This window comes from Nonomuraea sp. NPDC050540 (assembly GCF_044457485.1).
Lineage (GTDB): Bacteria > Actinomycetota > Actinomycetes > Streptosporangiales > Streptosporangiaceae > Nonomuraea.
Genome location: NZ_JBITHA010000011.1, coordinates 193,110 through 216,313, shown reverse-complemented (window position 1 = coordinate 216,313; position 23,204 = coordinate 193,110). Strand labels below are relative to the sequence as shown.

Annotated in this window: 21 protein-coding genes; 13 read left to right on the top strand and 8 right to left on the bottom strand. The window is 70.5% G+C overall.

The genetic code is table 11. The annotated features are described in order from the left end of the window. The first annotated feature begins 35 nt into the window (after positions 1-35). A complete protein-coding gene (locus ACIBI5_RS33520) occupies positions 36-623 on the top strand; it encodes a LysE family translocator (RefSeq protein WP_397252734.1) in 588 nt (195 codons plus the stop codon). A 73-nt stretch (positions 624-696) separates the two neighbouring features. On the opposite strand, the gene ACIBI5_RS33515 is transcribed toward ACIBI5_RS33520, so the two are convergent. Then, positions 697-1,071: an MmcQ/YjbR family DNA-binding protein gene (locus ACIBI5_RS33515; RefSeq protein WP_397252733.1), complete on the bottom strand. Its 375-nt coding sequence runs from the start codon at positions 1,069-1,071 to the stop codon at positions 697-699. 17 nt (positions 1,072-1,088) lie between these two features. On the opposite strand from ACIBI5_RS33515, the gene ACIBI5_RS33510 reads away from it, so the two are divergent. The 3 genes from ACIBI5_RS33510 to ACIBI5_RS33500 all read left to right on the top strand — a co-directional run bounded on the left by ACIBI5_RS33510 (position 1,089) and on the right by ACIBI5_RS33500 (position 3,611). Next, positions 1,089-1,634 (top strand): HD domain-containing protein, encoded by a 546-nt coding sequence (locus tag ACIBI5_RS33510; RefSeq protein WP_397252732.1) that lies wholly within the window; start codon positions 1,089-1,091, stop codon positions 1,632-1,634. A gap of 212 nt (positions 1,635-1,846) precedes the next feature. After that, positions 1,847-2,311, top strand: a complete 465-nt coding sequence (locus ACIBI5_RS33505; RefSeq protein ID WP_397252731.1) for a hypothetical protein — start codon at positions 1,847-1,849, stop codon at positions 2,309-2,311. 232 nt (positions 2,312-2,543) lie between these two features. Continuing rightward, complete coding sequence (locus tag ACIBI5_RS33500; RefSeq protein WP_397252730.1) at positions 2,544-3,611, top strand: hypothetical protein; 1,068 nt, start codon at positions 2,544-2,546, stop codon at positions 3,609-3,611. A 497-nt stretch (positions 3,612-4,108) separates the two neighbouring features. Here ACIBI5_RS33500 and ACIBI5_RS33495 read toward each other — a convergent pair whose 3' ends face one another. Next, positions 4,109-5,146: a DUF2293 domain-containing protein gene (locus ACIBI5_RS33495; RefSeq protein ID WP_397252729.1), complete on the bottom strand. Its 1,038-nt coding sequence runs from the start codon at positions 5,144-5,146 to the stop codon at positions 4,109-4,111. An 85-nt stretch (positions 5,147-5,231) separates the two neighbouring features. Between ACIBI5_RS33495 and ACIBI5_RS33490 the strand changes: the two genes are divergently transcribed. Together ACIBI5_RS33490 and ACIBI5_RS33485 are read left to right on the top strand one after the other, a co-directional pair. After that, positions 5,232-6,101, top strand: a complete 870-nt coding sequence (locus tag ACIBI5_RS33490) for an FKBP-type peptidyl-prolyl cis-trans isomerase (RefSeq protein WP_397252728.1) — start codon at positions 5,232-5,234, stop codon at positions 6,099-6,101. Between the two features lie 43 nt (positions 6,102-6,144). Continuing rightward, the gene (locus ACIBI5_RS33485) at positions 6,145-7,617 is read left to right on the top strand and encodes an AMP-binding protein (protein ID WP_397252727.1); all 1,473 of its coding nucleotides are present in this window, start codon (positions 6,145-6,147) and stop codon (positions 7,615-7,617) included. A gap of 41 nt (positions 7,618-7,658) precedes the next feature. Here the strand turns inward: ACIBI5_RS33485 and ACIBI5_RS33480 are convergent, their stop codons facing one another. Beyond that, the gene (locus ACIBI5_RS33480) at positions 7,659-9,020 is read right to left on the bottom strand and encodes an N-acetylmuramoyl-L-alanine amidase (protein WP_397252726.1); all 1,362 of its coding nucleotides are present in this window, start codon (positions 9,018-9,020) and stop codon (positions 7,659-7,661) included. After that, on the bottom strand, positions 9,017-9,883 hold the full coding sequence (locus tag ACIBI5_RS33475; RefSeq protein WP_397252725.1) for a M23 family metallopeptidase: 867 nt from the start codon (positions 9,881-9,883) through the stop codon (positions 9,017-9,019). Before ACIBI5_RS33475 ends, ACIBI5_RS33480 begins: the two co-directional genes overlap by 4 nt. A gap of 205 nt (positions 9,884-10,088) precedes the next feature. Between ACIBI5_RS33475 and ACIBI5_RS33470 the strand changes: the two genes are divergently transcribed. After that, positions 10,089-12,722 (top strand): tetratricopeptide repeat protein, encoded by a 2,634-nt coding sequence (locus tag ACIBI5_RS33470; RefSeq protein WP_397252724.1) that lies wholly within the window; start codon positions 10,089-10,091, stop codon positions 12,720-12,722. Here the strand turns inward: ACIBI5_RS33470 and ACIBI5_RS33465 are convergent. The 3 genes from ACIBI5_RS33465 to ACIBI5_RS33455 are packed head-to-tail and all read right to left on the bottom strand — an operon-like array spanning position 12,719 to position 14,556. After that, positions 12,719-12,883: a GNAT family N-acetyltransferase gene (locus ACIBI5_RS33465; protein ID WP_397252723.1), complete on the bottom strand. Its 165-nt coding sequence runs from the start codon at positions 12,881-12,883 to the stop codon at positions 12,719-12,721. The genes ACIBI5_RS33470 and ACIBI5_RS33465 overlap by 4 nt on opposite strands. Positions 12,884-12,901: 18 nt before the next feature. Next, positions 12,902-13,228 carry a GNAT family N-acetyltransferase gene (locus ACIBI5_RS33460; RefSeq protein ID WP_397252722.1) on the bottom strand — a complete coding sequence of 109 codons (327 nt, stop codon included), beginning with the start codon at positions 13,226-13,228 and terminating at the stop codon, positions 12,902-12,904. Positions 13,229-13,230: 2 nt separating this feature from the next. Then, positions 13,231-14,556, bottom strand: coding sequence for an NERD domain-containing protein kinase family protein (locus ACIBI5_RS33455; RefSeq protein ID WP_397252721.1), 1,326 nt, complete (start codon positions 14,554-14,556; stop codon positions 13,231-13,233). Positions 14,557-14,922: 366 nt separating this feature from the next. Here ACIBI5_RS33455 and ACIBI5_RS33450 point away from each other — a divergent pair, with 366 nt between their 5' ends. From ACIBI5_RS33450 to ACIBI5_RS33425, 6 genes are all read left to right on the top strand, one after another. Further along, the gene (locus ACIBI5_RS33450; RefSeq protein ID WP_397252720.1) at positions 14,923-15,549 is read left to right on the top strand and encodes a type 1 glutamine amidotransferase family protein; all 627 of its coding nucleotides are present in this window, start codon (positions 14,923-14,925) and stop codon (positions 15,547-15,549) included. After that, complete coding sequence (locus ACIBI5_RS33445; RefSeq protein WP_397252719.1) at positions 15,546-15,992, top strand: MarR family winged helix-turn-helix transcriptional regulator; 447 nt, start codon at positions 15,546-15,548, stop codon at positions 15,990-15,992. The genes ACIBI5_RS33450 and ACIBI5_RS33445 overlap by 4 nt, the downstream gene beginning before the upstream one ends. Positions 15,993-16,099: 107 nt before the next feature. After that, positions 16,100-16,714 (top strand): TetR/AcrR family transcriptional regulator, encoded by a 615-nt coding sequence (locus ACIBI5_RS33440; RefSeq protein ID WP_397252718.1) that lies wholly within the window; start codon positions 16,100-16,102, stop codon positions 16,712-16,714. Next, positions 16,711-18,108, top strand: a complete 1,398-nt coding sequence (locus ACIBI5_RS33435) for an MFS transporter (protein WP_397252717.1) — start codon at positions 16,711-16,713, stop codon at positions 18,106-18,108. The genes ACIBI5_RS33440 and ACIBI5_RS33435 overlap by 4 nt, the downstream gene beginning before the upstream one ends. After that, positions 18,105-19,502 (top strand): pyridoxal phosphate-dependent decarboxylase family protein, encoded by a 1,398-nt coding sequence (locus tag ACIBI5_RS33430; RefSeq protein WP_397252716.1) that lies wholly within the window; start codon positions 18,105-18,107, stop codon positions 19,500-19,502. The genes ACIBI5_RS33435 and ACIBI5_RS33430 overlap by 4 nt, the downstream gene beginning before the upstream one ends. 12 nt (positions 19,503-19,514) lie before the next feature. Further along, entirely contained in the window at positions 19,515-19,898 is a 384-nt protein-coding gene (locus ACIBI5_RS33425; protein ID WP_397252715.1) for a YchJ family protein, read from the top strand. A gap of 4 nt (positions 19,899-19,902) precedes the next feature. Here the strand turns inward: ACIBI5_RS33425 and ACIBI5_RS33420 are convergent, their stop codons facing one another. Beyond that, on the bottom strand, positions 19,903-23,115 hold the full coding sequence (locus ACIBI5_RS33420) for a GH92 family glycosyl hydrolase (RefSeq protein ID WP_397252714.1): 3,213 nt from the start codon (positions 23,113-23,115) through the stop codon (positions 19,903-19,905). Between the last annotated feature and the right edge of the window lie 89 nt (positions 23,116-23,204).

Below are 23,204 nucleotides of genomic sequence, written 5' to 3'. Positions count from 1 at the left end.
GAGCGCGCCCCCAGTGCTTCCGGGAGACCCCCGCCATGCTGCTGACCTTCTCGGTCACCGCCCTGATCATGATCATGATCCCCGGGCCCGACGCCGCGCTCATCATGCGCAGCTCGCTCGCCCACGGCCGCACCGCCGGGCTCCTCACCATGACCGGTGGGCTGCTCGGGCTCGGAGTGCACGCCGTCGCCGCCGCGATCGGACTGTCGGCATTGCTCGCCGCCTCGCCTACCGCCTTCTCCGTGTTGCGGTGGCTGGGGGTGGCGTACCTGTTCTGGCTGGGCGTACAGGGACTCAGGGCCCGTGCCGCCGTCGCGCCGGTCACCGAGCCCGCCGCCGCGGGTACGGGGCTGCGGCACGTGCGCAACGGGTTTCTGTCGAACCTGCTCAACCCCAAGGTGCTGCTGTTCTTCGTGACGTTCTTGCCGCAGTTCATGGAGGGGGCGGCGCCGATGCTGCTGTCGGCGATCTTCGCGGCCCTCTACGCGTTGTGGTTCAGCTTCTACAACGTGGTGGTGGACAAGGTGGGCGCGTTGCTGCGCCGGCCGAAGGTGCGCGCGCGGGTGGAGCGGGTGACGGGGGTGCTGCTCGTCGGGTTCGCGCTACGGCTGGCCGTCCAATAACCCTTCGCGCTGTTACGGCGGGCCGCGCGGGTATCGCCTTTGGCGTTGCCACCGCTGGCGGCTTTTGGCGCTGCTACGGCGGGTTGTCCAAGAGCTTGATGGCCCGTTTCGGGGCGATCGCCCGGTAGCTCTCCTCGACCCAGTCGAGCAGGATCTCGGTCTCGGGCAGCTCGCTCATGAACGGGACCGTGACCCACCCGGCCTTGCCGAGACCGTAGCCGCTGGGCCCGGCGCCTTCGACGGTGAGCGCGTGGCCGTGGGTCTCCGACAGGAGCTTCACGCCGAAGGTCGGGTCCCACTTCTCGGTCGGCTCGTCCATGCCGAGGAAGAGGAACACCTTCTTGTTGACCTTGATGACCGATTCGCCCCATGGATGGTCTTCATGAGTCTCCGGCAGGCCAAGTGCGAAATTTCGTAGCTCGTCTCTTATGTCGTGCCAGTCGCGCATGTGGTAGACGCTATCCCGTGACGGTCGACGAACTCATGGACATCCTCACCCGCTGCGAAGACGCCTGGGACAGCCCCGACCGTACCGGCGACCCGGTGGCGCTGCTCGACCACGGCCTGCAGGTCGCGGCCGTGGTGCGCGAGTGGCATCCCGACGATCTCGAACTGCAGGTCGCCGGGCTCGTCCACGACATCGGCCACCTGCTGCATCCGGGCGACGAGGCGGGACACGCGAACGCCGGCGCCGACGCCGTCCGGCCGCTGCTGGGCGAGCGGGTCGCCGGCCTCGTGGAGCTGCACGTGCCGGCCAAGCGCTATCTGGCCACCGTCGAGCCGTCGCGCGTGCTGTCCCCGGAATCCGCCCGGACGCTGGAACTGCAGGGTGGGCTGATGTCCGACGCGGAGGTGGCCGCCTTCGAGACCCACCCGTACGGCCTGGCCGCCGTCACCCTCCGCCGAGCCGACGACCTGGGCAAGGTGATCGGCCTGACCAGGCCGCCCCTGGAAGAACTTGCCACGTGGCGCCCCGTCATCGAACACCTCACCCACCCGCTTCCGGCTTGACCCCCGACCGACGCATCAACCACGATGTCCCTCCGTGTCGGAGCGCCGGACGACCTGCCGTTGTGCTGTTACCCGGTTCGGAGGGCGCCCGTCAGCCGTGGCCGGCGCCATGGCCCCGCCGTCTGACCCGCGGCAGACCGGGCCGTCCCCTCGAACCTGCCGGCTGAGATACTGACCGGCACGGATTGGGCTGCCCGGCGAAGGGAAAGGCTGTGCGTCAGGCCATCGACACCGCGCTGCTGTCCATCATCGGCTACGCCAACCAGGCGGTTTTCGCGATCTCCAGGGGCCACGTGGTGCTCTATCGCTTCCACGGCCTGCCGGGGGCGCTCCTCACCGTCACCGGCCAGGATGAGCACGTCGGCGAGACCATGATGGTGGGCTACCTCCCCGACGGTGACGAGTACATCGTCCTGGCGACCGAGGCCGAGACCGCGATCTCGGCCGCACTACAGACGGCCACCGCCGCGACCCTCTTTGATCAGCAGGTTCCCGTCGACATCACCATGCTGACCGACGCCACAGAACGCACTGCCGCGCTCAAGCGGGTCCTCAAGCAGGCTTCCCTTTCCGAACGCCACGAAGCGACGAAGCACCACGAGATCCCCATCGCCCGACTGACACCGCACGACCAGCCCACACCCCGTAGCCCGGTCGCCATTGCCAGGCTGCCCTGAAGACGTTCACCCGCTCCGGCTATCACTGAGTGGGCCCCAAGGGCCCTGCTCCACCCGGGAGACTCCTGTTCACCGAGTCCCTTTCCTTGCTCGGCAGGCAGGCATTCTCGGGGCGGCTCGATGGTGGTTTGTCCTTGCACGCCGTTGGTCCTATCCCCGGATGGGGGCGCGCCGCACATCCCCGGGCTCCAGGCTGTCGACGGCGCTTGCTGCGAGTTCATATCTTCCATGTATGTCGCAAGCTGAAGACGCGAAGCCCGGCAGCTTACCGATGATTGGCGGCATCTTGCTGCTGCTTCTTTCCGCGAGCCTCGCCGGTGTGGCATGGGTGGGCTACGAACGTGGCGTTCCCGGCGTGCCGGACACACCTCCCGAACAGGCAGGAGGAGTGGTCTTATATGCGCCGCCCGACGTTGAATTCGATACCTGGGTCTCCTATTCCCAGAAGGGCTCCCCGAACAGCCCCCTGGCACCCCTGGAAGGGGACTCCATCCTGATCCAGATCAGGTTCACCACCACGCACCGGTCACCGTTCGTGATCGTCGCTGGTTTTCGAGGCGACGCCCGGCTCACCCAGAGCAGCTTCCCCGGTGAGAAGGCGTTTGACGTGGACGAGGCCACCATCGGCAGGTATGACGACCGGCTCTTCTGGCCCTTGAACGGTCAGCGGGGCCTCAGCGGCGAAGGCGACAACGCGCCAGGCCCCACCACTATCCGATACACCTACAAAATCGCCGAAGAGACGGTCACCGCCGGAAACACCATGGTCATTGCCGGTGGCGCGCTCGCCCATCCGGTCTTCAGCTCCGACAATGCGAGAACCGCGATACGCACCAAACGCCTCTACCAGGTGGCCCGCTGCCCAGCATTGAACGACCCGGCCGCGGCCACGTCTTTCAGTCGCGAGCAATGGCTCAGCGCGGTCCTTCCTGCCTGCCGATCCGATTCCGGCCTCACCGATGAGGATCAGCGACGCAATCGCCGCCAGAAATCCGCGATCAATGTCGTACCCGCGTTCTCCAACCCCCGGCTGGACTTCGTAACACGCCCTGTCTCGGGCGATACCGTCCTCGGCTGGCAATTCCCAGGTGACGAGACGGCCCGCGTCAGCGCCAGCTTGACCGACCTTGATGAGGAAGCCCGCGGACAGTCCTCTTTGTTCGCCTCCGGCGTCGCAGTCGGCCTGGCCACCAGCCTTTTCCCCGGCAGCGTGAAAATCATCTACGACCAGCTCAACCAGCGACGCCGATGGCGGCGACAACAGGCACGGCAAGACCCGTTGCCGGACCAATCCATGTAGGCACGGCCGACTCCGGCGCGGCTGGATCAACTCGCACCCGCGCCGCGCGGACGACTTGCCGTCGGGCAGGAGGCGGGATCGCCAAGGCCGGGCACGACCATTGTGACGACGCGCTAGACCAGACGGCGACCGTCGGGGACCCAGAGCCCAGACCATTTGCATGCTTCTCGCCGAGAGGGCGCCTGAACAACTCAGCTCGAAACCGTTCAGACCAAAGGGTCGTGCCGCACGCCAGGACCTGTCCTGGCACGTGAGCTTCATTCGGAAGGGACCGGTATGTCGGCAAAGGTGCCACCCGCCGTGGCCACGGGTGATCAGCTTGAGGGCATGGGCACCGCGCCGACACCCGGATTCCGGCAGCTGCGGAGCCTCCCCGATCAAGATGGTGGTGCAGGCCGGCCTCTGGCGTTTGGTCACGTGGTGTTCTTGTACGCCGCTGGTCATGCCTGGGCTTGCCCCCTGATTGGGGCGCGGGAGCGGAGCGACCACCATGCTTTTTAGGGGCGGAATTCGGCCAGTTTGGTGGCTATCTTGTCGCGGATGCGGTCGCGGGCTTCCTTGCGGGGGACGCCGGACATGAGGAGGCGGTCGTAGTCGGTGTCCAGGTGGCGGATCGAGGCCACCACCGCCAGGGTGATCGCGTTCTCGTCCAACGCTCTTGCCGCTGCTGAACGGCCCACTCTGCCGCTGCCGCGTTGTCCCGCGTGCTCGGCGATTTCGCGGGTTCGTTCGGGTGGGCAGCCGGGGAAGAGGCGGGCTATCTCGGTGGCCATCCGGGTCTGGTATTCGACGTCCTGCTCCGCCCGCCTTACCCGGTCGCGGTCGCGGCGGCGTAGCCGTACCTCTTCGTCGGCCAGGCAGGACTCCTCGGCCAGCGCCAGGGCGGACTCCTCCACCAGCACGCCCACGCGCTGGTAGATCTTGCGTCTGCGGTTGTACTCGACCACTACGGCGGACAGGCCGCTTTCCTTCTTGGCCCGGCGGCTCAGTGTGGCGTTTCCTGCCGGTAGCAGGACCAGGTGGTCCAGGTCCGCGCACGTGAGGCAGTGCGGGCGCTCCTCTTCCATGATCAAGTAGTCGCCGGTGTCGCCGCACTCGGCGCAGGTCCAGGCGTCCACTGGCTTCACGGCCACCAGGTCGGGGGCTTTGGCCTGGCGTTCGGTGATCTGTTTGACGCGGGCTTCGCTCAGGTCGGGGGAGAGCCAGTGGGTTCTGTAGGGCTCCTGATCTCCGTCTCTGGTGAAGCGCAGGTCGCGACGGTCGCGGCTGCCGGACACGTACGGCGTCGCCACTGGCCGCAGCCCCTTGCCCAGCGCCCATTCCCGCAGGTGCGCGGCGGCGTCGAGCAGCCGGTCGTCGTCCACCGCGGCCAGTTCGGCCAGCGTGGCGGCCCGGCCCTGGCGCCAGGTGTCGACGTGCCGCGTGTGCAGCCAGCGCAGGCCGGTGACGACGTCGACGAAGGTCACGTATTTGCGGTGGGTCAGCGCGATCTCGGCCGCTTCCGCCACCCGCCGCGCGAGGTTGGGCCTGCTCACCCACCCAGCATGCCGCATCCTGAGACCGTGTGGTTTTGGGGGTAGATGCCAATCCCTTGGAGTGATCGCGGCAAAGAAGCGAAGTGTGCGACTGATCTGTTTTGCCGCAATCCTGCTCGCCGTCTCATGCGGGCTCACCGCTTCCTGTGGGCTCGCCGCCTCCTGCGGGCTCACCACCTCCTGCGGGCTCGCCGCCGCCACCCCGAGGGTGTCCGGCGCCTTCGGCACCAAGCCGGTCATCAGCCTGCCGACCGGGCGCCCGGACCGGGAGCCGCGGGTCACCGTGCTCTGGGAGGGCGGCGGGCGGGTGACGCAGAAGGGCGACGTGGTGGTCACCGATGTCGAGGTACGCCGCTGGGAGGGCAACAAGCCGTACATGAACACCTACGACACCCGCCAGCCCGCCACCGTGGTGCTCGGCGGCGGGCAGGTGCCGGACGCCTGGCGCGAGGCGCTGGCCGGGCACGCGGCGGGCAGCCGGGTGATGCTGGTCGGCCCGGCGGGCGACGGGGCGCCGACGGGCGTCGGCCCGGGGGAGACGCTGGTGGCGGTCTTCGACATCCTCGGCGGCTACCCGGCCGACGCCCGCCTGCTCGGGGAGGGGCTGCCCGAGCTCCCGGCGGACCTCCGGGCGCCGGGCCCCTCGCGCACGCTCATCGACGGCTCCGGTCCCGTGGTCGAGGCGGGAGCCAAGGTCGTGGTGCAGTACGTCGGCGCCAGGTGGCCCGCGCGCACGGTCTTCGACTCCTCTGTCCGGCGCGGCGGTCCGCGCGGCTTCACGCTCGTACCCGGGGCGGTGCCGCCCGGCTGGGTCGAGGCGCTGACCGGCAGGGCCGTCGGCAGCCGCGTGGCCGTCACCGTCCCGGCCGCCAAGGGCTTCACGACCACGGGCGGCATCGGCGTTCCTGGCGGTGGACCGCTCCTTTATGTCGTGGACATCATCGACACCTTCTGACGGGTCTGGACAACAGGTGGTGCGGGCTGCGCAATCTTGACCGGTGAGCCGCACCTTCAACCTGGCCGACCTGTTCGAGAGCGTGGCGCGGGCGGTGCCCGGCCGTACGGCGCTGGTCGCGGGCGAGCGCCGCCTCACCTACCGCGAGCTGGACGAACGCGCCACCAGGTTCGCCTGCCACCTCAGCGGGATGCGGGTCGGGCGGGGTGACAGGGTCGGCATCCTCGCGCGTAACCGGGCCGAGTGGAAGGAGAGCGAACTGGCCTGCTTCAAGCTGCGCGCGGTGCCGGTGAACCTCGACCACCGCTGCCGCGAGGACGACCTCACCCACGTGCTGCGCGACTCCGGGTGCGCCGCTCTGGTGGGCGAGGCGGGTCTGCTGCGGCGGGTGCCGTGGTTCACGAACACGATCGCGTACGGCCGGCCGTACGAGCGGGCGGTGGCCCTTCCCCGCACTCTGCCGGAACCCCAGGAGCGCTCCGGCGACGATCGCTACCTGATCTACACCTCCGGCACGACCGGCCGCCCGAAGGGTGTGCTCTGGCGGCAGGAGGACGTGTTCTTCGCCGCGATGGGATCGTTCGTGAGTGAGCCGGTCGCCTCGCCGGAGCAGGTCGCCGAGAACGCCGCTGCCGGGGCCGGGCTGCGGATGCTGGTCTGCGCGCCGCTCGCCCAGGCCGCCGGGCAGTGGCTCGGCTGGACCTGTCACACCACGGGCGGCACGCTCATCCTGTGGACCGGGCACGGCTTCGACCCCCGCGCGGTCGTCCGGCTGGCCGAGGCGGAGCGAGCCCAGGTCATGGTGCTGACCGGTGACGCGATGGCCAGGCCGCTGCTGGCGGCGGTGCGGCCGGGGGAACTGGCCGGGCTCATGGCGGTGGTGACGGGCGCGGCGGCCATGTCGGGGCGGACCAAGGCGGGGTTGCGGGCGGCGGTTCCCGGTCTCGCGGCGATCGTGGACGCGCTGGGGGCCGCCGAGTCCGGGCTGGCCTGCCAGGCGATGGGCGCGGGGTTCGGGCTGGCGGACGGCGCGGCCGTACTGGCTGATGGTCTTGAGCCCGCCGCGCCCGGTGAGGAGGGGGTGCTGGGCAGGACCGGGCGGGTCGCGCGCGGCTACTGGAACGGCGCGGACTTCCCGCGCGACGCCCAGGGCCGCAGGTGGGCGGTGCCGGGCGACCTGGCCAGGGTCGAGGACGACGGGAGCGTCACCCTGCTCGGCCGCGCGGCCAACGTGATCCGCACCGGCGGAGGGAAGGTGCGCGCCGAGGAGGTGGAGGCGGTGGTGCGGACGCATCCGGCGGTGTATGACGCGGTGGTGGTCGGCGGTCCCGGGCAGCGGGTGACGGCGGTCGTGGCGCCCGTCGCGGCGCTGTCGCTGGAGGACCTGGCCGCGCACTGCGAGGGGAGGCTGGCCGCGCACGCGGTGCCGGGGGCGTTGCGGCTGGTCAGCGAGATCCACCGGAGTCCGGCCGGCCAGCCCGACTACACGTGGGCCAGATCCGTGGCCGGCACATAGAAGGGGAGCGCGGCGAGGCGCCGCGCTCCCTCAGGAGGTTTCTAGCCGCAGTGTTCGAACGGGCTCGTGTAGGTGGAGCTGCCCGCGGAGCCTCCCCACTTGACGCACTTGTCCGGTGCGGCAGCTCTGACCGGTCCGGCGTAGTAGGAGAAGCTGCCGGAGTCGGTGGTCCTCGGGCTGCCCTGGACTTCAAGGAAGGCGCTGGTCGCGGTGGCCGTGCCCAGCGACGTGTGCTTGATCGTGACCACGCAGTTGTTGCCGTTGGTCGGGTTGTAGAGCAGGTAGACCGTGCCGGCGCTGCCGAGCGCCTGCGAGTCGATGATCTTGTAGCCGCTGCCGCAGACCGACTCGGGCGTGTGCGGGTTGCCGCTGCCGCCGGTCACGTAGCTCATGTACTTGTTCCAGTCCCAGTTCGGGCCCGGGTCGGTGTGGTCGTTGCCGGGCACCTCGACGTGGCCCACGATGTTCGAGCGGGTCTTCGGGATGCCGTAGCGGTCGGCGATGTTGCGGGTCAGCGCCGCCGACGCGCGGTACATCTGGTCGGTGAACCACGAGGCGTCGCTGATGTAGCCCTCGTGCTCGATGCCGACGCTGTTGGTGTTCGCGCCCTTGACGTGCCAGGCGATGTCCTTCTCGCGCACCATCTGCGTGATCTGCCCGTCGGACGAGCGGACCACGTAGTGGGAGGAGACCTTGGCGGCCGGGTTCTTGAACCAGGAGATCGTCCCGGCGTAGGAGCCCTGCGCGACGTGGATGACGATCTTGTTGATCGCCGCGCTGGACGGGCGGCTGGCGACCGTGTAGTTGGAGGAACTGGCCGCCGACCACAGCGCGCCGGGGTAGTCGACCGCCGCGGCGGCGAACGGCGTGTAGTCCTCGCCGCGCTCCGGCTGCACGGCCTGCGGCTTGACGCGCACGCCCTTGGCCTCGAAGCCGCTGGACAGCGCCTCGTAGACGGCGTCGGCGTAGATGGTGGCGGTGCTCTTCGCGCCGCCGTACGCGCCGATCGCCGCGTACCACCGCGCCGGGTCCTTGCGCGCGCTCGCGTCCATGCCGAGCGCGTCGGCCTTGGCCCGCAGTACGGCGGCGCCGCCGAGCACGTTCGCCGCGTCGTCGGTCCTGAGCTGGTCGGCCGGGGTGGAGGTGAGCTTGGCCGCCTCCTCAAGGGCCTTCGGAACCAGGTGCATCAGGCCGTATCCGCCGCTGGCGCTCGGCTCGCCCCGGTGGCCGTCGAGGTGGGTTTCTGCGTAGGCCAGCGCGGCGAGGAGGTCGCGCGGGACGTCGTAGCCGCTGGCCGCCTTGTCGAAGGCGTCGGCGAGCGGGCTGGATTCAGCGGAGGCCGTTGCGGCCTGCTGGCCGGACATCACGAGAAGTCCGGCCAGCAAGAGGATTCTCAGTTTCATGATCCACAGTGCTCGAAGGGAGAGTCGTACACGGCTGTTCCGGCCTTGCCGCCCCACTTGACGCACTTGCCGGGGGCCGCTGCCCTGACCGGGCCCGCGTAGTAGCTGAAGTTGCCCGAATCCGTTATCCGGGCGCTTCCTTGGACTTCCAGGTAGGCCGCGACCGGGGAGGCGGTCCCGAGCGAGGTCTTCTTCAGCGTGACCACGCAGTTGTAGCCGTTGGAGTTGTTGTAGAGCAGGTAGACGGTGCCGCTGGTGCCGAGGGCCGCCGAGTCGACGACGCCGTAGCCGGCGCCGCAGACCTGCTCGGGGGTGTACGGGTTGCTGGACCCGCCGCAGTTCCTGGAGGTCAGCGTCTGGACCGGGTAGCCGAAGGTGGTGCCGTTGAAGACGGCCTTGCGGATGTTGCCCGGGTAGCCTTCGCCCTGCCGTACCTCGTAGTGCAGGTGGGCGCTGATGTTGTTGCCCGGCTTGCTGGTCTTGCCCACGGTGCCGATCTGCTGGCCCTGGGAGACGGCCTGGCCGGCGCTGACCGAGCGGACGTTCAGGTGGGCGTAGTAGGTGGTCCAGCCGCTCCCATGGTCGATCTTGACCAGGTTGCCGTAACCGTTGGTGGAGCCCTGGTGCGCCGAGATCACCACGGTGCCCGACGCGGCGGCGACCACGGGGTCGCCGAGGTCGGCGTCAGCGCTGCCACCGCGGTTGAAATCGATCTCCCACGACTGGTGCGCGCTGCTGGCGCTGGAGTTGCCCGTCCAGCTCTGTCCACAGGGGAACGGCAGCTGGAAGTTGGTGGCAAGGATCTCCGCTTCCGCGGAGAACGGCTCTGGGTCGGCCGACGCGACTGACCCTGTGGTCAGCATCGCGCCGAGGCTGAGTAAGAGGGTGACGCCTGCGACCACTGCTCCTCTGAGCTTCATGGTGATCCTCTCGGGGGGTTCTGGGATCTCTGAGACCAGGGTGTGCATAAGCCGCACAAGAAACGTCCAGAACAGATACAAAGGGCTGTCAGGTCTCCATAAAGGAGCGGATGCGGTCATGTCGGTCACTTTTCATGTGCTCGGACCGTTGGAAGTCAGGTCCGCCGGCGACCCCGTGCGGGTCTCCGGCAAGAAGCCCCGCATGCTGCTCGCCACCCTCCTGCTGAACGCCGGACACGTGGTGGGCGCCGACCAACTCGTCGAGATCCTCTGGCCGGAGCGGCCGCCGCGCTCGGCCCAGGCCAACATCCGTACCTACGTCAGCTCCTTACGCACCGACCTCGGCGGCGGCCACCTGCGCGGCGACGGCAGCGGCTACGCCATCGACGTGCCCGGCGGCGCGCTCGACCTGCTCGTGTTCGAGGACCTGGTGACCCGCGGCGACTACGCCGGCGCGCTCGCGCTCTGGCGCGGCGCGCCGCTGGCCGACCTGCCCGGCAGCCCGCTCTGGGACCGCCGCCTCGAACCCCTCCTGGAGGTACGGCTGCGCGCCGCCGAGAACCTGATCGCCCACCACCTGGAAAGCGGCGACCAGCCCGGCGCCATCGCCCTGCTGAGAAGCCTGATCGCCGAGCACCCCTACCGCGAGGACCTGTGGCAGCAACTCCTGCTGACCCTGCACCGCGGCGGCAGGAAGGCCGAGGCGCTCAAGGCGTACGGCCTCATCCGGGCCCAGCTCGTCGACGAACTCGGCGTCGAACCCGGGGCCGACCTGCGCCGGGCCTACGAGACGATCCTCGCCGACGAGGGCACGCCGGTCGTGCCCAGGCAACTGCCGCCCGACGTGCCGGACTTCACCGGGCGGGCCGAGCCGCTCGCGACCCTGGCGGAGCCGTTCGAGGTGGCGATCGTGTCGGGGCCGCCGGGGGCGGGCAAGACGGCGCTGGCCGTACATGCCGGGCACGCGCTGCGGGAACGCTACCCCGCCGGGCAGCTCTACCTGGACCTGGCCGGAAGGGAACCCGCCGAACTGCTCGCCGAGGCGCTGCGGGCGCTGGGGGTGGACACGCCGCCGCCCACGGCGCACGAGCGGTCGGCGCTGCTGCGCACGGTGCTGTCCGAACGGCCGATGCTCATCCTGCTCGACGACGCCGACGGCGCGGACCAGATCCGGCCGCTGCTGCCCGGCAACGGCTGCGCGGTGATCGTCACCAGCCGCAGGAAGATCACCGAGCTGCCCGGCGCCCTCCAGCTCGACCTGGGCGAGCTGCCGCCCGCCGACGCGCTGCGCCTGCTCGGCCGGATCGCCGGCGGCGACCGGGTGGCCAGGGAACCGCGGTCCGCCCGCGCGATCGTGGCCGCCTGCGGCGGGCTGCCACTGGCCGTGCGCAGCGCGGGGGCCCGGCTGGCCGCCCGGCCCGGGTGGTCGCTGGCCGTACTGAAGGAAAGGCTCGAAGAGGACCTGCTCGGCGAGCTCAAGGAAGTACGCGCCAGCCTCGACCGTAGCTACGCGGCGCTGCCCGACGAGGCGGCGCGCACGCTCGGCACGCTCGGCCTGCTCGGCGGCCAGGCGCAGCCCGGCTGGGTGGTCGGCGCCGTGCTCGACCGCCCGCGCGCCGACGACGTGACCGACCTGCTCGTCGACGCCAACCTGCTCAGGCTCGTCGGCACCGACCCCGTGGGCCAGCCGCGCTACGTGGTGCCCGGCCTCATCGGCGCCCACGCGCTCGAACGGCACGCCGACCCAGCAGCCCTCGGCCGCGTGCTCGCGGCATGGACGGCCACCACCGAGCACGCCATGACCCGCCTGCCCACCGTCGTCTTCAGCCTCACCTCCGACCGGGCGCCGCGCTGGCAACTGCCCGCCCGCACGCTCGACCGGCTGACCGCCGACCCCACCGGCTGGTTCGAGGCCGAGCACGACACCCTGGTCGGAGCCGTGCGCGTGGCCGCCGAGGCCGGTCTCGCGGCGTCGGCGTGGGGGCTGGCCGCCGCGATGGTCCCCTACTTCGACCTGCACTGCCACTTCGACGCCTGGTCCCGCACGCACGCGCTCGCACTCGCCGCCGCACGCTCCTCAGGCGACAGGTACGGCGAGGCCGCCATGCTCAGAGGCCTGGCCCAGGTCAGCCTCTACCAGGACAGATACGAGGAGTCGGCCGGCCAGTTCAGCCGCGCCCGCCGCATCTTCCGCGAACTCGGCGACACCAGGGCCGAGGCCACCACGTTGTGCGGCCTCGGCGCCGTGCGGCAGTTCCGGGGCGACGTGGCCAAGGCGCTCGGCCACTACCGGCGGGCGCTCGCCATGTTCCTGGCCGCCGGCGACCAGAACGGCGAGGCCTTCGTCCGCCAGGCCATCGGCCGCCTCTGCCTCAGGAACGGCGACCTGGCCCAGGCGGGCAAGTGGCTCAAGCAGGCCATGCGGCTGGCCCAGGAACTCGGCGACTCCCACCGGGAAGGCTGTGTGAGCCTGCAGATCGGCCGGCTCCAGCAGGCCGTCTCCTTCCACCGGCACGCCCTCGACATCTTCGAATCGCTCGGCGACCGGCACTGCGGCGCCTACGCCATGCAGAGCCTCGCCGGGCTCCAGGTGGCACGCGGCGAGTGGGCGCCGGCCTCCGCCGGTCTCGAACGTTCCCTGGAGGTCTTCCAGGAACTCGGCGACCGCAGCGGCGAGGCGCAGACCACCGAGATGCTCGGTGAACTGCACCGCTCGGCCGGACGCACCCATCTCGCCAACGACTACCTGGAGCACGCGAGCACGCTGCGCCGCAGCCTCTAGTTGAGGTCGGCGCGCAGAATGCTGTACAGAACACCGTCCTGCCACTGGCCGGCCCGGAAGCCGATACCTCGAAGGACGCCCTCCCTCGTGAACCCGGCCTTCTCCAGCGCCCGCTGCTCGGCCAGGTTGGACAGCTCGGTGGCGGCCTGGATCCTGTTCACCGTCGAGTGGTCGAACAGCTATCCGACCAGCAGCCGCTGGGCGAGCGTGCCGTAACCCCGGCCGCGGGACCCGGGAGCGACGATAAGTCCCATCTCGTAGCAGAAGGAGACCCTGCTGGTCATCTTCTTGTGCCACGACACGAAGCCGAGCCGGTCGTCGTCTCTCGTGATGATCAGATAACCGCCCTCGTCGTTGAGGAAGCCGTTCTCCTCCCAGCGCCGGCGGTGGTGGTGCGGGTCGTGCCAGCCGTACCACTGGTGGGCCCCCGAGCCCTCTAGGTCGTTGGTCAGGTGATTGAGGAAGGGTAGGTCGTCTTCGCGCACAGGACGCAGTGAAACATCCATGATCAAGACAGTACGCGGCGGAAGAGGCGCCTGAGACGGGATTCCTGACGAATGCCTTCCAGGGACGCCAGGCTGTCCGCGGCGGTGGGCCGCTTGGCCGGAGCGTCGTCGAGCATCCTGGCCACGACCTCGGGGACGTCCCTGGCGTCCGTGTCCTCCGGCAGGCCGCCGGTCAGGAGCTGGTAGGCGATCACCCCCGCGGCGTACACGTCCGAGGCCGGGGTCATGCGGTCCGGGCCCTCCTGGCACTCCGGCGCCACGTAGTGCATGTCGAGGACGTTGCCGAGTTCGTGGGCGACGGTGAAGTTGCGAGCGCCCGGCTTGGCGTAGTCGAAGCCCGTCAGCACCGCGTGACCCTCGTCCGTCACCAGCACGCTGGCCGGGGTGAGGGCGCGGTGGATGACGCCGTTGGCATGGGCGTGGGCCAGGCCGCGCAGCATGTCCTGGACGACGGTCAGGCGGGCGCTCTGCCGTACGTGCAGGGCCTGGCCGTGCACGTCGTCCAGGACCAGCACGAAGCGGCTCTCGTCGTCGATGGCGAAGAAGTCGCGGGAACGGACCACGTTCGGGTGGGGCGGGATGCGGGTCAACGACTGGTAGGCGTTGGCTATGCGCTGGCGTTCGGCGACCCGGCTCGGCTGGTCGGCCAGGGGGTCGGCCTGGTAGACGCGGAGCAGGACGGTCTCGCTGCCGGGGAGGGTGGCGTTGAAGGCCCGGTACTCGGTCACCTTGGCGTCGCCGCCCAGTTGTTCCTCCACCTCCCAGTTGCCGAACCTGGGTGGGGCGGTGCTGCGCCGTACGGACTGGTGGAGGGCGTCCAGGATCGCGGTCACATAGGGGCGTACGTCGGGGCTGCCGCCGCGGCGCACCCGCGTCACGTCGGCCAGCGTGGAGATCAGGGCGTCGAGGTCGGCCACGTTGACGGCGTCGCGGCCGGACGGGTCGTGCAGTTCGGCGTCGGGCGAGGTCAGGACCACGAGGCTGTCGACGTAGACGCGCTCCAGCCTGCGGTGGGCGTCGACCAGCAGGCCCTTGAGCGCCCTTGCCGTGCCTCTGAGCTTGGTGACCGGCGAGCCGACCGCGCCGCCGCGCTGCGGGAACCACCGTCCGCCCGAGACCTCGATACGGCCCCGCGTGCCTTTGACGTCCACCACCACGAGGGAGTGGGGCGTGAGGACGATCAGGTCCACCTCGAACAGATCGTCGCCCCGGGGGACCTCGACGTTGTGCAGCAGGAGCCAATCGTGGGGGGCGTGGTCGCGTAGGTGGGCGATCACCCTTCGCTCGGCGTCGTTGACCGGAATGCCTCCGCCGACGATCTCTGCCATAGGGGCCATCCTCGCACGCCCCCCACCCACTCCCCGCCCGCCTCCAGCCCGCTGGGACCCGCGCCCCTCGCCGCCCGCATCCGCCGAAGACCCCAACCTCGTACCTCCTCGCCGCCCGGCTCCCTGGACCTCGAAGGGCACCCCGACCCCGGGGCAGGACGCCGCAGAGACATGGAGCTGTGGGCCCCCGGACAGCGGAGCTTGAGGGCGCGGGGTCCGAAGGCGCAGGGAGCGCAGGGATCGAGGCACGGGGCTAGAAAGCGCGGTCCTGTCCCGGAGGGCGGAGGTCTCGGGAGGCGGGAGCTTGTGGGGAGATGGACCATCCCGAGAGTTGACAGCATGCTGTCGTCATGACAGAATACTGTCATGACGAAAACAGTTCACCACGCCGTGTACGACACCCTCGCCGACTGGGAGACCGGGCACGCCACCGCCCACCTCCGCAACGGTGCCTGGCACCGCGAGCCCGGCGGGTTCGAGATCGTCACGGTCGGCGAGACCCTCGACCCGGTCGTCACCTCCGGCGGCATGCGGATCGTGCCCGACATCACGCTCGACCAGCTCTCTCCCCAGGACAGCGAGCTGCTGATCCTGCCCGGCGCCGACACGTGGGTGAGCGGGGAACTCGACGCGTTCGGGCGCAAGGCCAAGGAGTTCGTGGCGGCGGGCGTCCCGGTCGCGGGGATCTGCGGCGCGACGGTGGGGCTCGCGAGGCAGGGGCTGCTCGACGAGCGCGCGCACACCAGCAACGTGCTGGAGTTCCTGACGATGACGGTGCCCGGATACAAGGGCGCGGAGCTCTACGTCGAGGCCGACGCCGTAACCGCGGACAACGTCATCACGGCGGGTGCGACCGAGCCCGAGGCGTTCGCCCGCGAGATCTTCGCCCGGCTCGGCGTCTACGAGCCCGAGGTGCTGGACGCGTGGTTCCGGCTGTTCAAGAACAGTGACGCCTCGGCCTTCGCGGTGCTCGAGGCCGCCGGGCAGTCGTGAGCGAAGAGGCGGATCTGCTGTCCGGGAGCGCGATCACCTCGTTCCGGCTCAACGGCCAGTTCCTCGCGATCGCCGAGGAACTGGCCCGCCCTGCCGGGCTCACCGCCGCCTGGTGGCAGGTGCTGGGCGCGGTGCTGCGCGAGCCGCTGCCGGTGGCGGGCATCGCCCGCGTCATGGGGATCACCCGGCAGAGCGTGCAGCGGATAGCGGACCTGCTGGTGGAGAAGGGGCTGGCCGAGTACCTGCCCAACCCGGCACACCGCCGGGCGAAGCTCCTCCGGCCCACCCCCGAGGGCTTCTCCGCCGTGGAACGGATCGGCCCGGACCACCAGAAGATGGCCGAACGGATCGCCGACGCGGTGGGCGACGACTGGCCCGCCTGCCTGGCGGCCATGGAACGGCTCTCGCAAGCCCTCGACACCCTCGCCGACCAGCAACGGTAGCCACCCCAACGCCCGCCATGGCTCCGGCCACGGCGGGCTTGGGGGTGTGGTGGTTCCGTCTCCATCAAGTGATTGACTGAGGGAAATGTCCGGAATATGGTGACTGGGTGCATCCCCAGGAGAACATCGTCAAGGTGGCCACGCAGCTGTTCGCGGCGCTCGGCTACGACGGCACCTCCACCCGCCAGATCGCCGACGCGGCCGGGCTCAACATCGCCACCGTCAACTACCACGTGGGCGGCAAGCGCGAGCTCTACCTCACCGTCATGGAACGCGCCCACACCGCCGAGCGGGCCACGCTGGAAGCGTCATTGGCCCGGTTGTCCGGGGCCGATCCGGTCGAAGCGATCCACCGCCTCATCGACGACTACCTCGACTTCTGCCTTGAGCACCCCGAGGTGCCCGCGCTGTGGATGCACCGCTGGCTGTCCGACGCGAGCGACCTCACCGACCTGGAACGCCAGTACGTACGCCCGCTCGTCGACGCCGTCACCCGTGCCCTGGAACCCGCCGTCACCGCCGGGGTGATCGACCGGGGCGTGGACGTCGAGATGGCCATGTGGTCGGTCATCTGGTGCGTGCACGGGTTCGCCAAGGGCGGGATCCTGGACGCCGACGGCAACCGCAGGGGCGCGGGCGACCGGGCCGCGTCCCGCCGCTTCCGCACCCACCTGCACCAGACCGTCCACCGCACCCTCGCCCTCCCCGGCATCCTGCCGTGACCCCGCCGCCCAGCAACGGCCCACAAAAGCCACAAACCGACGGCACCGAGCAAGGGCTCGGCCGGGGCAGGTTGTTCGGCTATGGGGTCGGGTCCGTCGGGACCGGGGTGTTCTCGGCGGTGCCCGGCCTCCTGCTGCTCTACTACCTCACCGACGTCCTCGCCGTCCCGGCCGCCATCGCGGGCGCCGTGCTGGTCGCGCCCAAGATCTGGGACGTCCTGCTCAACCCCCTGGTCGGCGCCGCCAGCGACCGTGAGGCCGTACGCACCGGCCGCAGGACCAGGCTGCTGCTGGCCGGCGCGGTCGCGCTGCCGGTGGCCTTCGCCCTGATGTTCGCGGTACCGGCCGGTGGCACGGGGTTCGCCGTGGCCTGGGCCGGAGGAGCGTTCCTGCTGGCCGCCACGGCGTTCGCGTGCTTCCAGGTGCCGTATGTCGCGCTGCCCGCCGAGATGGCCGGGGACCAGCGCGGCCGGACCAGGATCATGTCGTGGCGGGTGGTCTGCCTGACGGCGGGCATCCTGGTGGCGGGCGGGCTGGCCCCCGCGGTGGTGGATCTGGCGGGCGGCGGCAGGGCCGGGTACGCGGTCATGGGGGTCGCGGTCGGCGCGGTCATGGCGGCGGCCCTGGTCGGGGCCACTCTGGGCACCCGCTGGGTCACGTCGAGTCCGGGAAAGCACCAGCTCGGCCCGGTCGCCGCGTTCCGCATGGCGCGGGGGAACCGGCCGTTCTTCGCGCTGCTGGCCGCCTTCGTGACGCAGGCTCTCGGGGTCGCGGTGATGCTGGCCGGCGCCCCGTACGTGGCCGCGCACCGGCTGGGCGACTACAGCCTGACGTCGCTGATGTTCGTCTGCCTGGTCGGGCCGAGCCTGCTGGCGGTGCCCGCCTGGTCCCGGCTGGCCCGCGCCTACGGCCATGTGCGCTGCTACGTCGCCGCCACGCTGGGTTTCGGGCTGGCCGCGCTCGGCATGGTCCCGGCGATCGCCGCGCGCTCGCTGGCCGTCACCCTGGCCCTGACCGCCCTGGCCGGGGTCTGCTACGCCGCGCTGCAACTGCTGCCGCTCTCGCTCCTGCCCGACACCGTCCACGCCGACACCGCCCGCACCGGCCAGGCGCAGGCGGGCGCGTTCACCGGCCTGTGGACGGCGGGGGAGACGGCGGGGCTGGCACTCGGGCCCGGCCTGTTCGCCGCGGTGCTCGCCCTGTCGGGCTTCACCTCGGCCGCTGCCACACAAGCCGCCACACAGGCCGCCGTGCAGACCGAGCCGGCGCTCACCGGCATGCTGCTCGGCTTCACCGCGCTCCCGGCCGCGCTCATGCTGCTCAGCCTTCCCCTCATCAGCTGGTACGGCCGGCTCGCCGTACCCCGTGCAGAAGCCCAGAAGGAGACCGCGTGAGGACCGCCGAGGAGTTGCTGGCCGAGATCGCCGCGCTGAAGCGGCACGACCTGCCGGTACGCGGCGGCCAGGTGACCGCCTACGTCTACGACACGGGCCGGCCGGAGGTGCACGATGCCGCGGCCCGCGCCTACTTCGAGATGCTGGAGGTCAACACTCTCGACCCGACCGCCTTCCCCAGCGTGGTGGAGATGGAGAAGCAGGTCGTCGGCGAGGTGGCGGCGGTGCTCGGCGGCGGGCACGGGATCTTCACCAGCGGCGGCACCGAGTCGATCATGCTGGCGGTCAAGGCGGCGCGGGACGCGGCGGGACGGGGCAGGCCGAACATGGTGGTGCCGGTGACGGCGCATCCGGCCTTCCACAAGGCGGCGCACTACCTGGGCGTGGAGGTCAGGGCGGTGCCGGTGGATCTGGAGACGTTCAAGGTGGCGGCGGCGGCCGTACGGGAGAGGATCGACGGGGACACGGTGCTGGTGGTGGCGTCGGCGCCGTCGTATCCGCAGGGTGTGGTCGATCCGGTGGCGGAGGTCGCCGCGGTCGCGGCCGCGGCGGGGGTGCCGTGTCACGTGGACGCGTGCGTGGGCGGGTGGCTGCTGCCGTGGCTGCGGGAGGCGGGGGCGGAGGTGCCGCCGTTCGACCTGTCGGTGCCGGGGGTGACGTCGATCTCGTGCGACCTGCACAAGTTCGGCTACGCGCCCAAGGGCGCCTCGGTGGTGCTGTTCGCCGATCCGGCGATGCGCAGGAAGGCGTACTTCGCCTCGGCGGCCTGGCCGGGTTACACGGTGATCAACGCGACCGTGCAGAGCTCGAAGTCGGCGGGGCCGCTCGGCGGCGCGTGGGCGACGCTGCGGATGCTGGGTCACGACGGGTACCGGGAGCTGGGTCGGGACACGCTGGAGGCGGCGCGGCGGCTGCGTGAGGGGCTGGCGGCGATCGCGGGGTTGCGGGTGCTCGGGGATCCAGCCGGGTCGCTGATCGCGTTCACCTCAAGCGAGATCGACGTCTTCGTGCTGGCCGACGAGGCGCGGGCGCGCGGGTGGTTCATCCAGCCGCAGCTGTCGTACGCCGGAATCCCCGCCAACCTGCACATCACGGTCACCGGCGCCACGCTCAAGGGCGTGGACGCGATGCTTCAGGTGATCGCGGAGTCGGCGGAGGCGGCCAGGGAACGCGGACCGGCGCAGGTGCCGGACGGCCTGGTCGAGATGGTGGCTGAGCTGGATCTCGACGCGCTCGGCGACCGGGAGTTCGGCGACCTGGCGGCGGCGGTCGGGGTGGATCTCGGGGGCGGCGGCCAGCCGGGGATGGCCGTGGTCAACACGATCCTGGACGCGCTGCCCGCGGCCAAGCGGGAGGAGATCCTGGTCAGGTTCCTGGCGGTCATCTACACCTGACACGATGGGCCCATGGCCAAGCGTCCCTGTCCCTGCGGGCTGCCCGCCCTCTACGCCGAGTGCTGCGGGAAGCTGCATCGCGGCCAGGCGCGGGCGGTGACCGCCGAGCAGCTCATGCGCTCGCGCTACAGCGCCTTCGCCGTCGGCGACTCCGCCTACCTGCTGCGCTCCTGGCACCCGCGTACCCGGCCCGGCCGGGTGGAGATCGAGCGCGGGCTGCGCTGGGACCGCCTGGAGATCGTCGCGGCCACGGCGGGCAGCGCGATCCACACCGAGGGGACCGTGGAGTTCCGCGCCCACTTCACCCAGGCGGGCACGGCGGGCTACACGCATGAGGTGAGCAGGTTCGTCAGAGAGGGCGGCGCCTGGGTCTACCTGGACGCCGCCCCCTCCTAGCCACCTAGGCGAACGCCCAGGTGAACAGGTGCATGGCGCCTTCGGGAACGGGTCCGAAGGTCAGGCTGCGCACCTGCTTCGACGGGTCCAGCGCGATCGGCTGGGCGGCGAACAGATACGACGGGATCGGCTGGAAGGCCCACGAACCGCCGAACAACCGGTTGGGGAGCGTGGCCACGATCTCGTTGCCGTGTCGCGGCTGGGCGCTGCTGAAGTTCAGGATCCAGTCGCTGAAGCCCAGCTTGCCGGTGCCCGTGGTGCCATCGGTGTAGGTGATCGTGACGTCCACCTCGGGGTAGCCGAACGTGGCCGAGCCCAGGAACGCGACCTTCGAGGCCCCGGCCGGCGCCTTCACCTCGACCGGCCCGTTGCCCACCCGAAGATGGTCCCACTCGCCGGGCTTGCGGTCGGGCCAGGTGAACTCGAACTCCTTCCACTTGTACGGCTTGCCGGGCACGAACCCGTTGGCCGCCAGCCCCTCGTTGGAGTAGCTGAAGTTGAAGCCGTCGAGGTTGGCGATGCCCGGATGGTCCGGGTCGCCGACGCCGGCGCCGTTCTGCGCCCAGGCCACGGTGCCGCGCTGGGCGACGTTGAGCCGCACGCCCGCGCTCACCTCACCGGCCACGATGTCCCCTGTCGTAAAGTCCACCTCCTGGAACCCGGTGGCCATTCCGGGACTCACCGAGATGACCACCTTCTGCGTGGCCTTGCCGCCCGCCGGGACGCGCAGGGTCCCCGAGGCCGGCGTCACGGTGATCCCGGCCGGCGCCTTGGCCGTCCAGGCGACGGTCTGCGCCCGCCCCGACGACTGCACGGCCAGCTCGCTGCTGAAGCTGCCGCCGGGCTCGACCGGACCGCTGCCCGGACTCAGCCCGGCCAGGTACGGCTTGACGCCGTCGCCGAAGCTCGGGGGCGCGTTCCAGGGCTCGCTGCCGAACTGGGTGTTGGGCTGGGCGCCGAGCGTGAAGTCCAGCCGCCCGCCGCGCTGCGCGAACGACTCGGGCAGCCAGGCCTTGCCGGTGGCGGCGCCGTTCACCCGCAGTGTCCGCACGTAGGGGTTGGTGGCTGCGCCGGGCGCGTTGACCGTGATCGTGCCCTGCGGCCTGGTGACGGTGACGCTGTCGAACAGCGGCGTGTTGACCATCAGCTCGGCCCGGCCGGGGATCGCGGGGAAGAGCCCCATCGCCGACCACACGTACCAGGAGCCCATGGCGCCCAGGTCGTCGTTGCCGACCAGCCCGTCGGGGCCCGACTTGAACAGGTCCTGCTGCACCCGGCGCACGAGCTCCTGCGTCCGGTACGGCCGGCCCGCCCACGCGTAGAGCCACGGCGTGGCCAGCGAAGGCTCGTTGCCCAGGTAGGCGAACGGCTCGTGCGGGCCGGCGTTGAGCTTCTTGAAGAAGGCGTCCAGGCGCGGCACCACCTGAGCGTTGCCGCCCATGACGTTGAACAGCCCGCGCACGTTGTGCGGCACCATCCAGTGGTATTGCGCCCCGTTGCCCTCCACGTACAGCTGCATGCTGGCCGGGTCGAACGGCGAGACGAACGAGCCGTCCTTGGCCCTCGGCTGGATCCAGGCGTTGGCCGGGTTGTAGAGGTTCTGCCAGTTCTGCGACCTGGCGTTGAACTCCTGCGCGATCTGCGTCTGCCCGAGCCGGGCGGCCAGTTGCGCGATGCCGAAGTCGGCGACCGTGTACTCCAGGGTGGTGGCGGGGTCGATCGGCACGTAGCCCTGGCTCATGTAGGCGGCGTTGCCGGGGCGCTCGTCGTAGCCGAGCAGCGGGCTGCCGATGTCCTGCGGGCCGACCCTCCTGGCCGCCTCCGCCATCGCCTGGACCGCCTTCTGGGCGTCGAAGTCGCGGGCGCCGAAGGCGTACATGCTGGCCAGGATGGAGTGGTAGGGGTCGCCGACCATGACGCCGGTGATCGCGATCTGGTGGGACCAGCGGTCCCAGACGTTGCCGACGGCCTGGGCGTTGTCGTACATCGACTGTGCGATGTCGGCGCCGACGACCGGGTCGAGCAGGGCGATCAGCTGGACCTCGCTGCGGTAGATGTCCCAGCCGGAGAAGAGCGCGTAGTGGTGGCGGCCCGGCCGTACCTGCTTGGGCTTGTGGTCGAAGCCGGGGTACTGGCCGTCGACGTCGTCGGCGACGTGGGGCTGCAGCAGCGCGTGGTAGAGGTTGCTGTAGAAGGTGCGCTGACGGTCCTCGCCGCCGCCGGTGACCCGGATCTGGCCGAGCCGCTTGTTCCAGGCGGCGAAGCCCTGGTCGCTGATCTGGTCGAGGTTCTGCGTGCCGACCTCGGCGGCGAGGTTCTTCTTGGCGCCGTCGAGGCTCACGTAGGACAGGCCGACGCGCATCTGGACCGGCTGGCCGGGGTCGAACTGCAGGTAGGCGCCGGATCCCGGACCGCTCGTGACGACGTCGCCGTCGCCGACGGTCTCGGCGTTCGCGACGCGGGCGGGGCCGTTGTTCTTGACGCTGGCGGCGCCGGGGGTGACCGTGTCGTTCTTCCACGTGCCGTACGCGGTGACGGGCCGGTCGAAGGTGGCATGGAAGTAGACCTTGTAGCGCATGGGCGGGCCGCAGAAGCCGCCGGTCTGGATCCAGCCTTCGACGGTGTTGCCGCTGACCCTGGTCTCGCCGTCGTCGACGCCGTTGATGGAGCCGCTGGTGTTGAGCAGCACGGTGCCCGGCTTGCCGGTCGGGAAGCTGAAGCGGCCGACGCCGGCGCGGGTGGTGGCGGCCAGTTCCACTCCCACGCCAGTGTCGAGCGTGGCCGAATAGGAGCCGGGCCGGCCTTTCTCATTCTCGTGCTTGAACGTCTGGACGTAATCCCAGCCATTGGTGGCCGGGGAGCGGCCGATGACACCGGAGAACGGCATGATCGGGAAATCCTGGGCGCCGTTGCAACCGGGACCGGATATGTGCGTCATGGAGAATCCGCGCAGGCGGTTGTCCTCCCACGCGTATCCGCCGCCGGCCTCTCTGACGGTGTCAGGGCTCCACTGCATCATGCCGAACGGCAGGACGGCGCCGGGAAAGGTCATCCCTCCGCCACCGCCGTGCCCGAAGTCGGGGGCCGCTTCCTTGGTGCCGTGGAAGACGTTGACCAGGGCGGCAGGGTCGGTCTGCGGGGAATGGACGGTGGCCCCCGGCGGAACCGCCAGCGAGACCAGAAGCGCGGAAACGATAGGTAAGGACCATTGGGACACGTCAGTCCTCCAAAAGTGAAGATCCCGATATGGAAGCGCCTATGACGAACTCCGGTCAACGCGCAGAAAGGGCGGCAACAAGCTGTCAT

Bases quoted from the DNA above. Each gene is read 5' to 3' on its own strand.
- ACIBI5_RS33520 (WP_397252734.1), top strand. From the start codon at position 36: ATGCTGCTGACCTTCTCGGTCACCGCCCTGATCATGATCATGATCCCC.
- ACIBI5_RS33515 (WP_397252733.1), bottom strand. From the start codon at position 1,071: ATGCGCGACTGGCACGACATAAGAGACGAGCTACGAAATTTCGCACTT.
- ACIBI5_RS33500 (WP_397252730.1), top strand. From the start codon at position 2,544: ATGTCGCAAGCTGAAGACGCGAAGCCCGGCAGCTTACCGATGATTGGC.
- ACIBI5_RS33480 (WP_397252726.1), bottom strand. From the start codon at position 9,020: ATGAAACTGAGAATCCTCTTGCTGGCCGGACTTCTCGTGATGTCCGGC.
- ACIBI5_RS33475 (WP_397252725.1), bottom strand. From the start codon at position 9,883: ATGCTGACCACAGGGTCAGTCGCGTCGGCCGACCCAGAGCCGTTCTCC.
- ACIBI5_RS33460 (WP_397252722.1), bottom strand. From the start codon at position 13,228: ATGGATGTTTCACTGCGTCCTGTGCGCGAAGACGACCTACCCTTCCTC.
- ACIBI5_RS33455 (WP_397252721.1), bottom strand. From the start codon at position 14,556: ATGGCAGAGATCGTCGGCGGAGGCATTCCGGTCAACGACGCCGAGCGA.
- ACIBI5_RS33450 (WP_397252720.1), top strand. From the start codon at position 14,923: ATGACGAAAACAGTTCACCACGCCGTGTACGACACCCTCGCCGACTGG.
- ACIBI5_RS33425 (WP_397252715.1), top strand. From the start codon at position 19,515: ATGGCCAAGCGTCCCTGTCCCTGCGGGCTGCCCGCCCTCTACGCCGAG.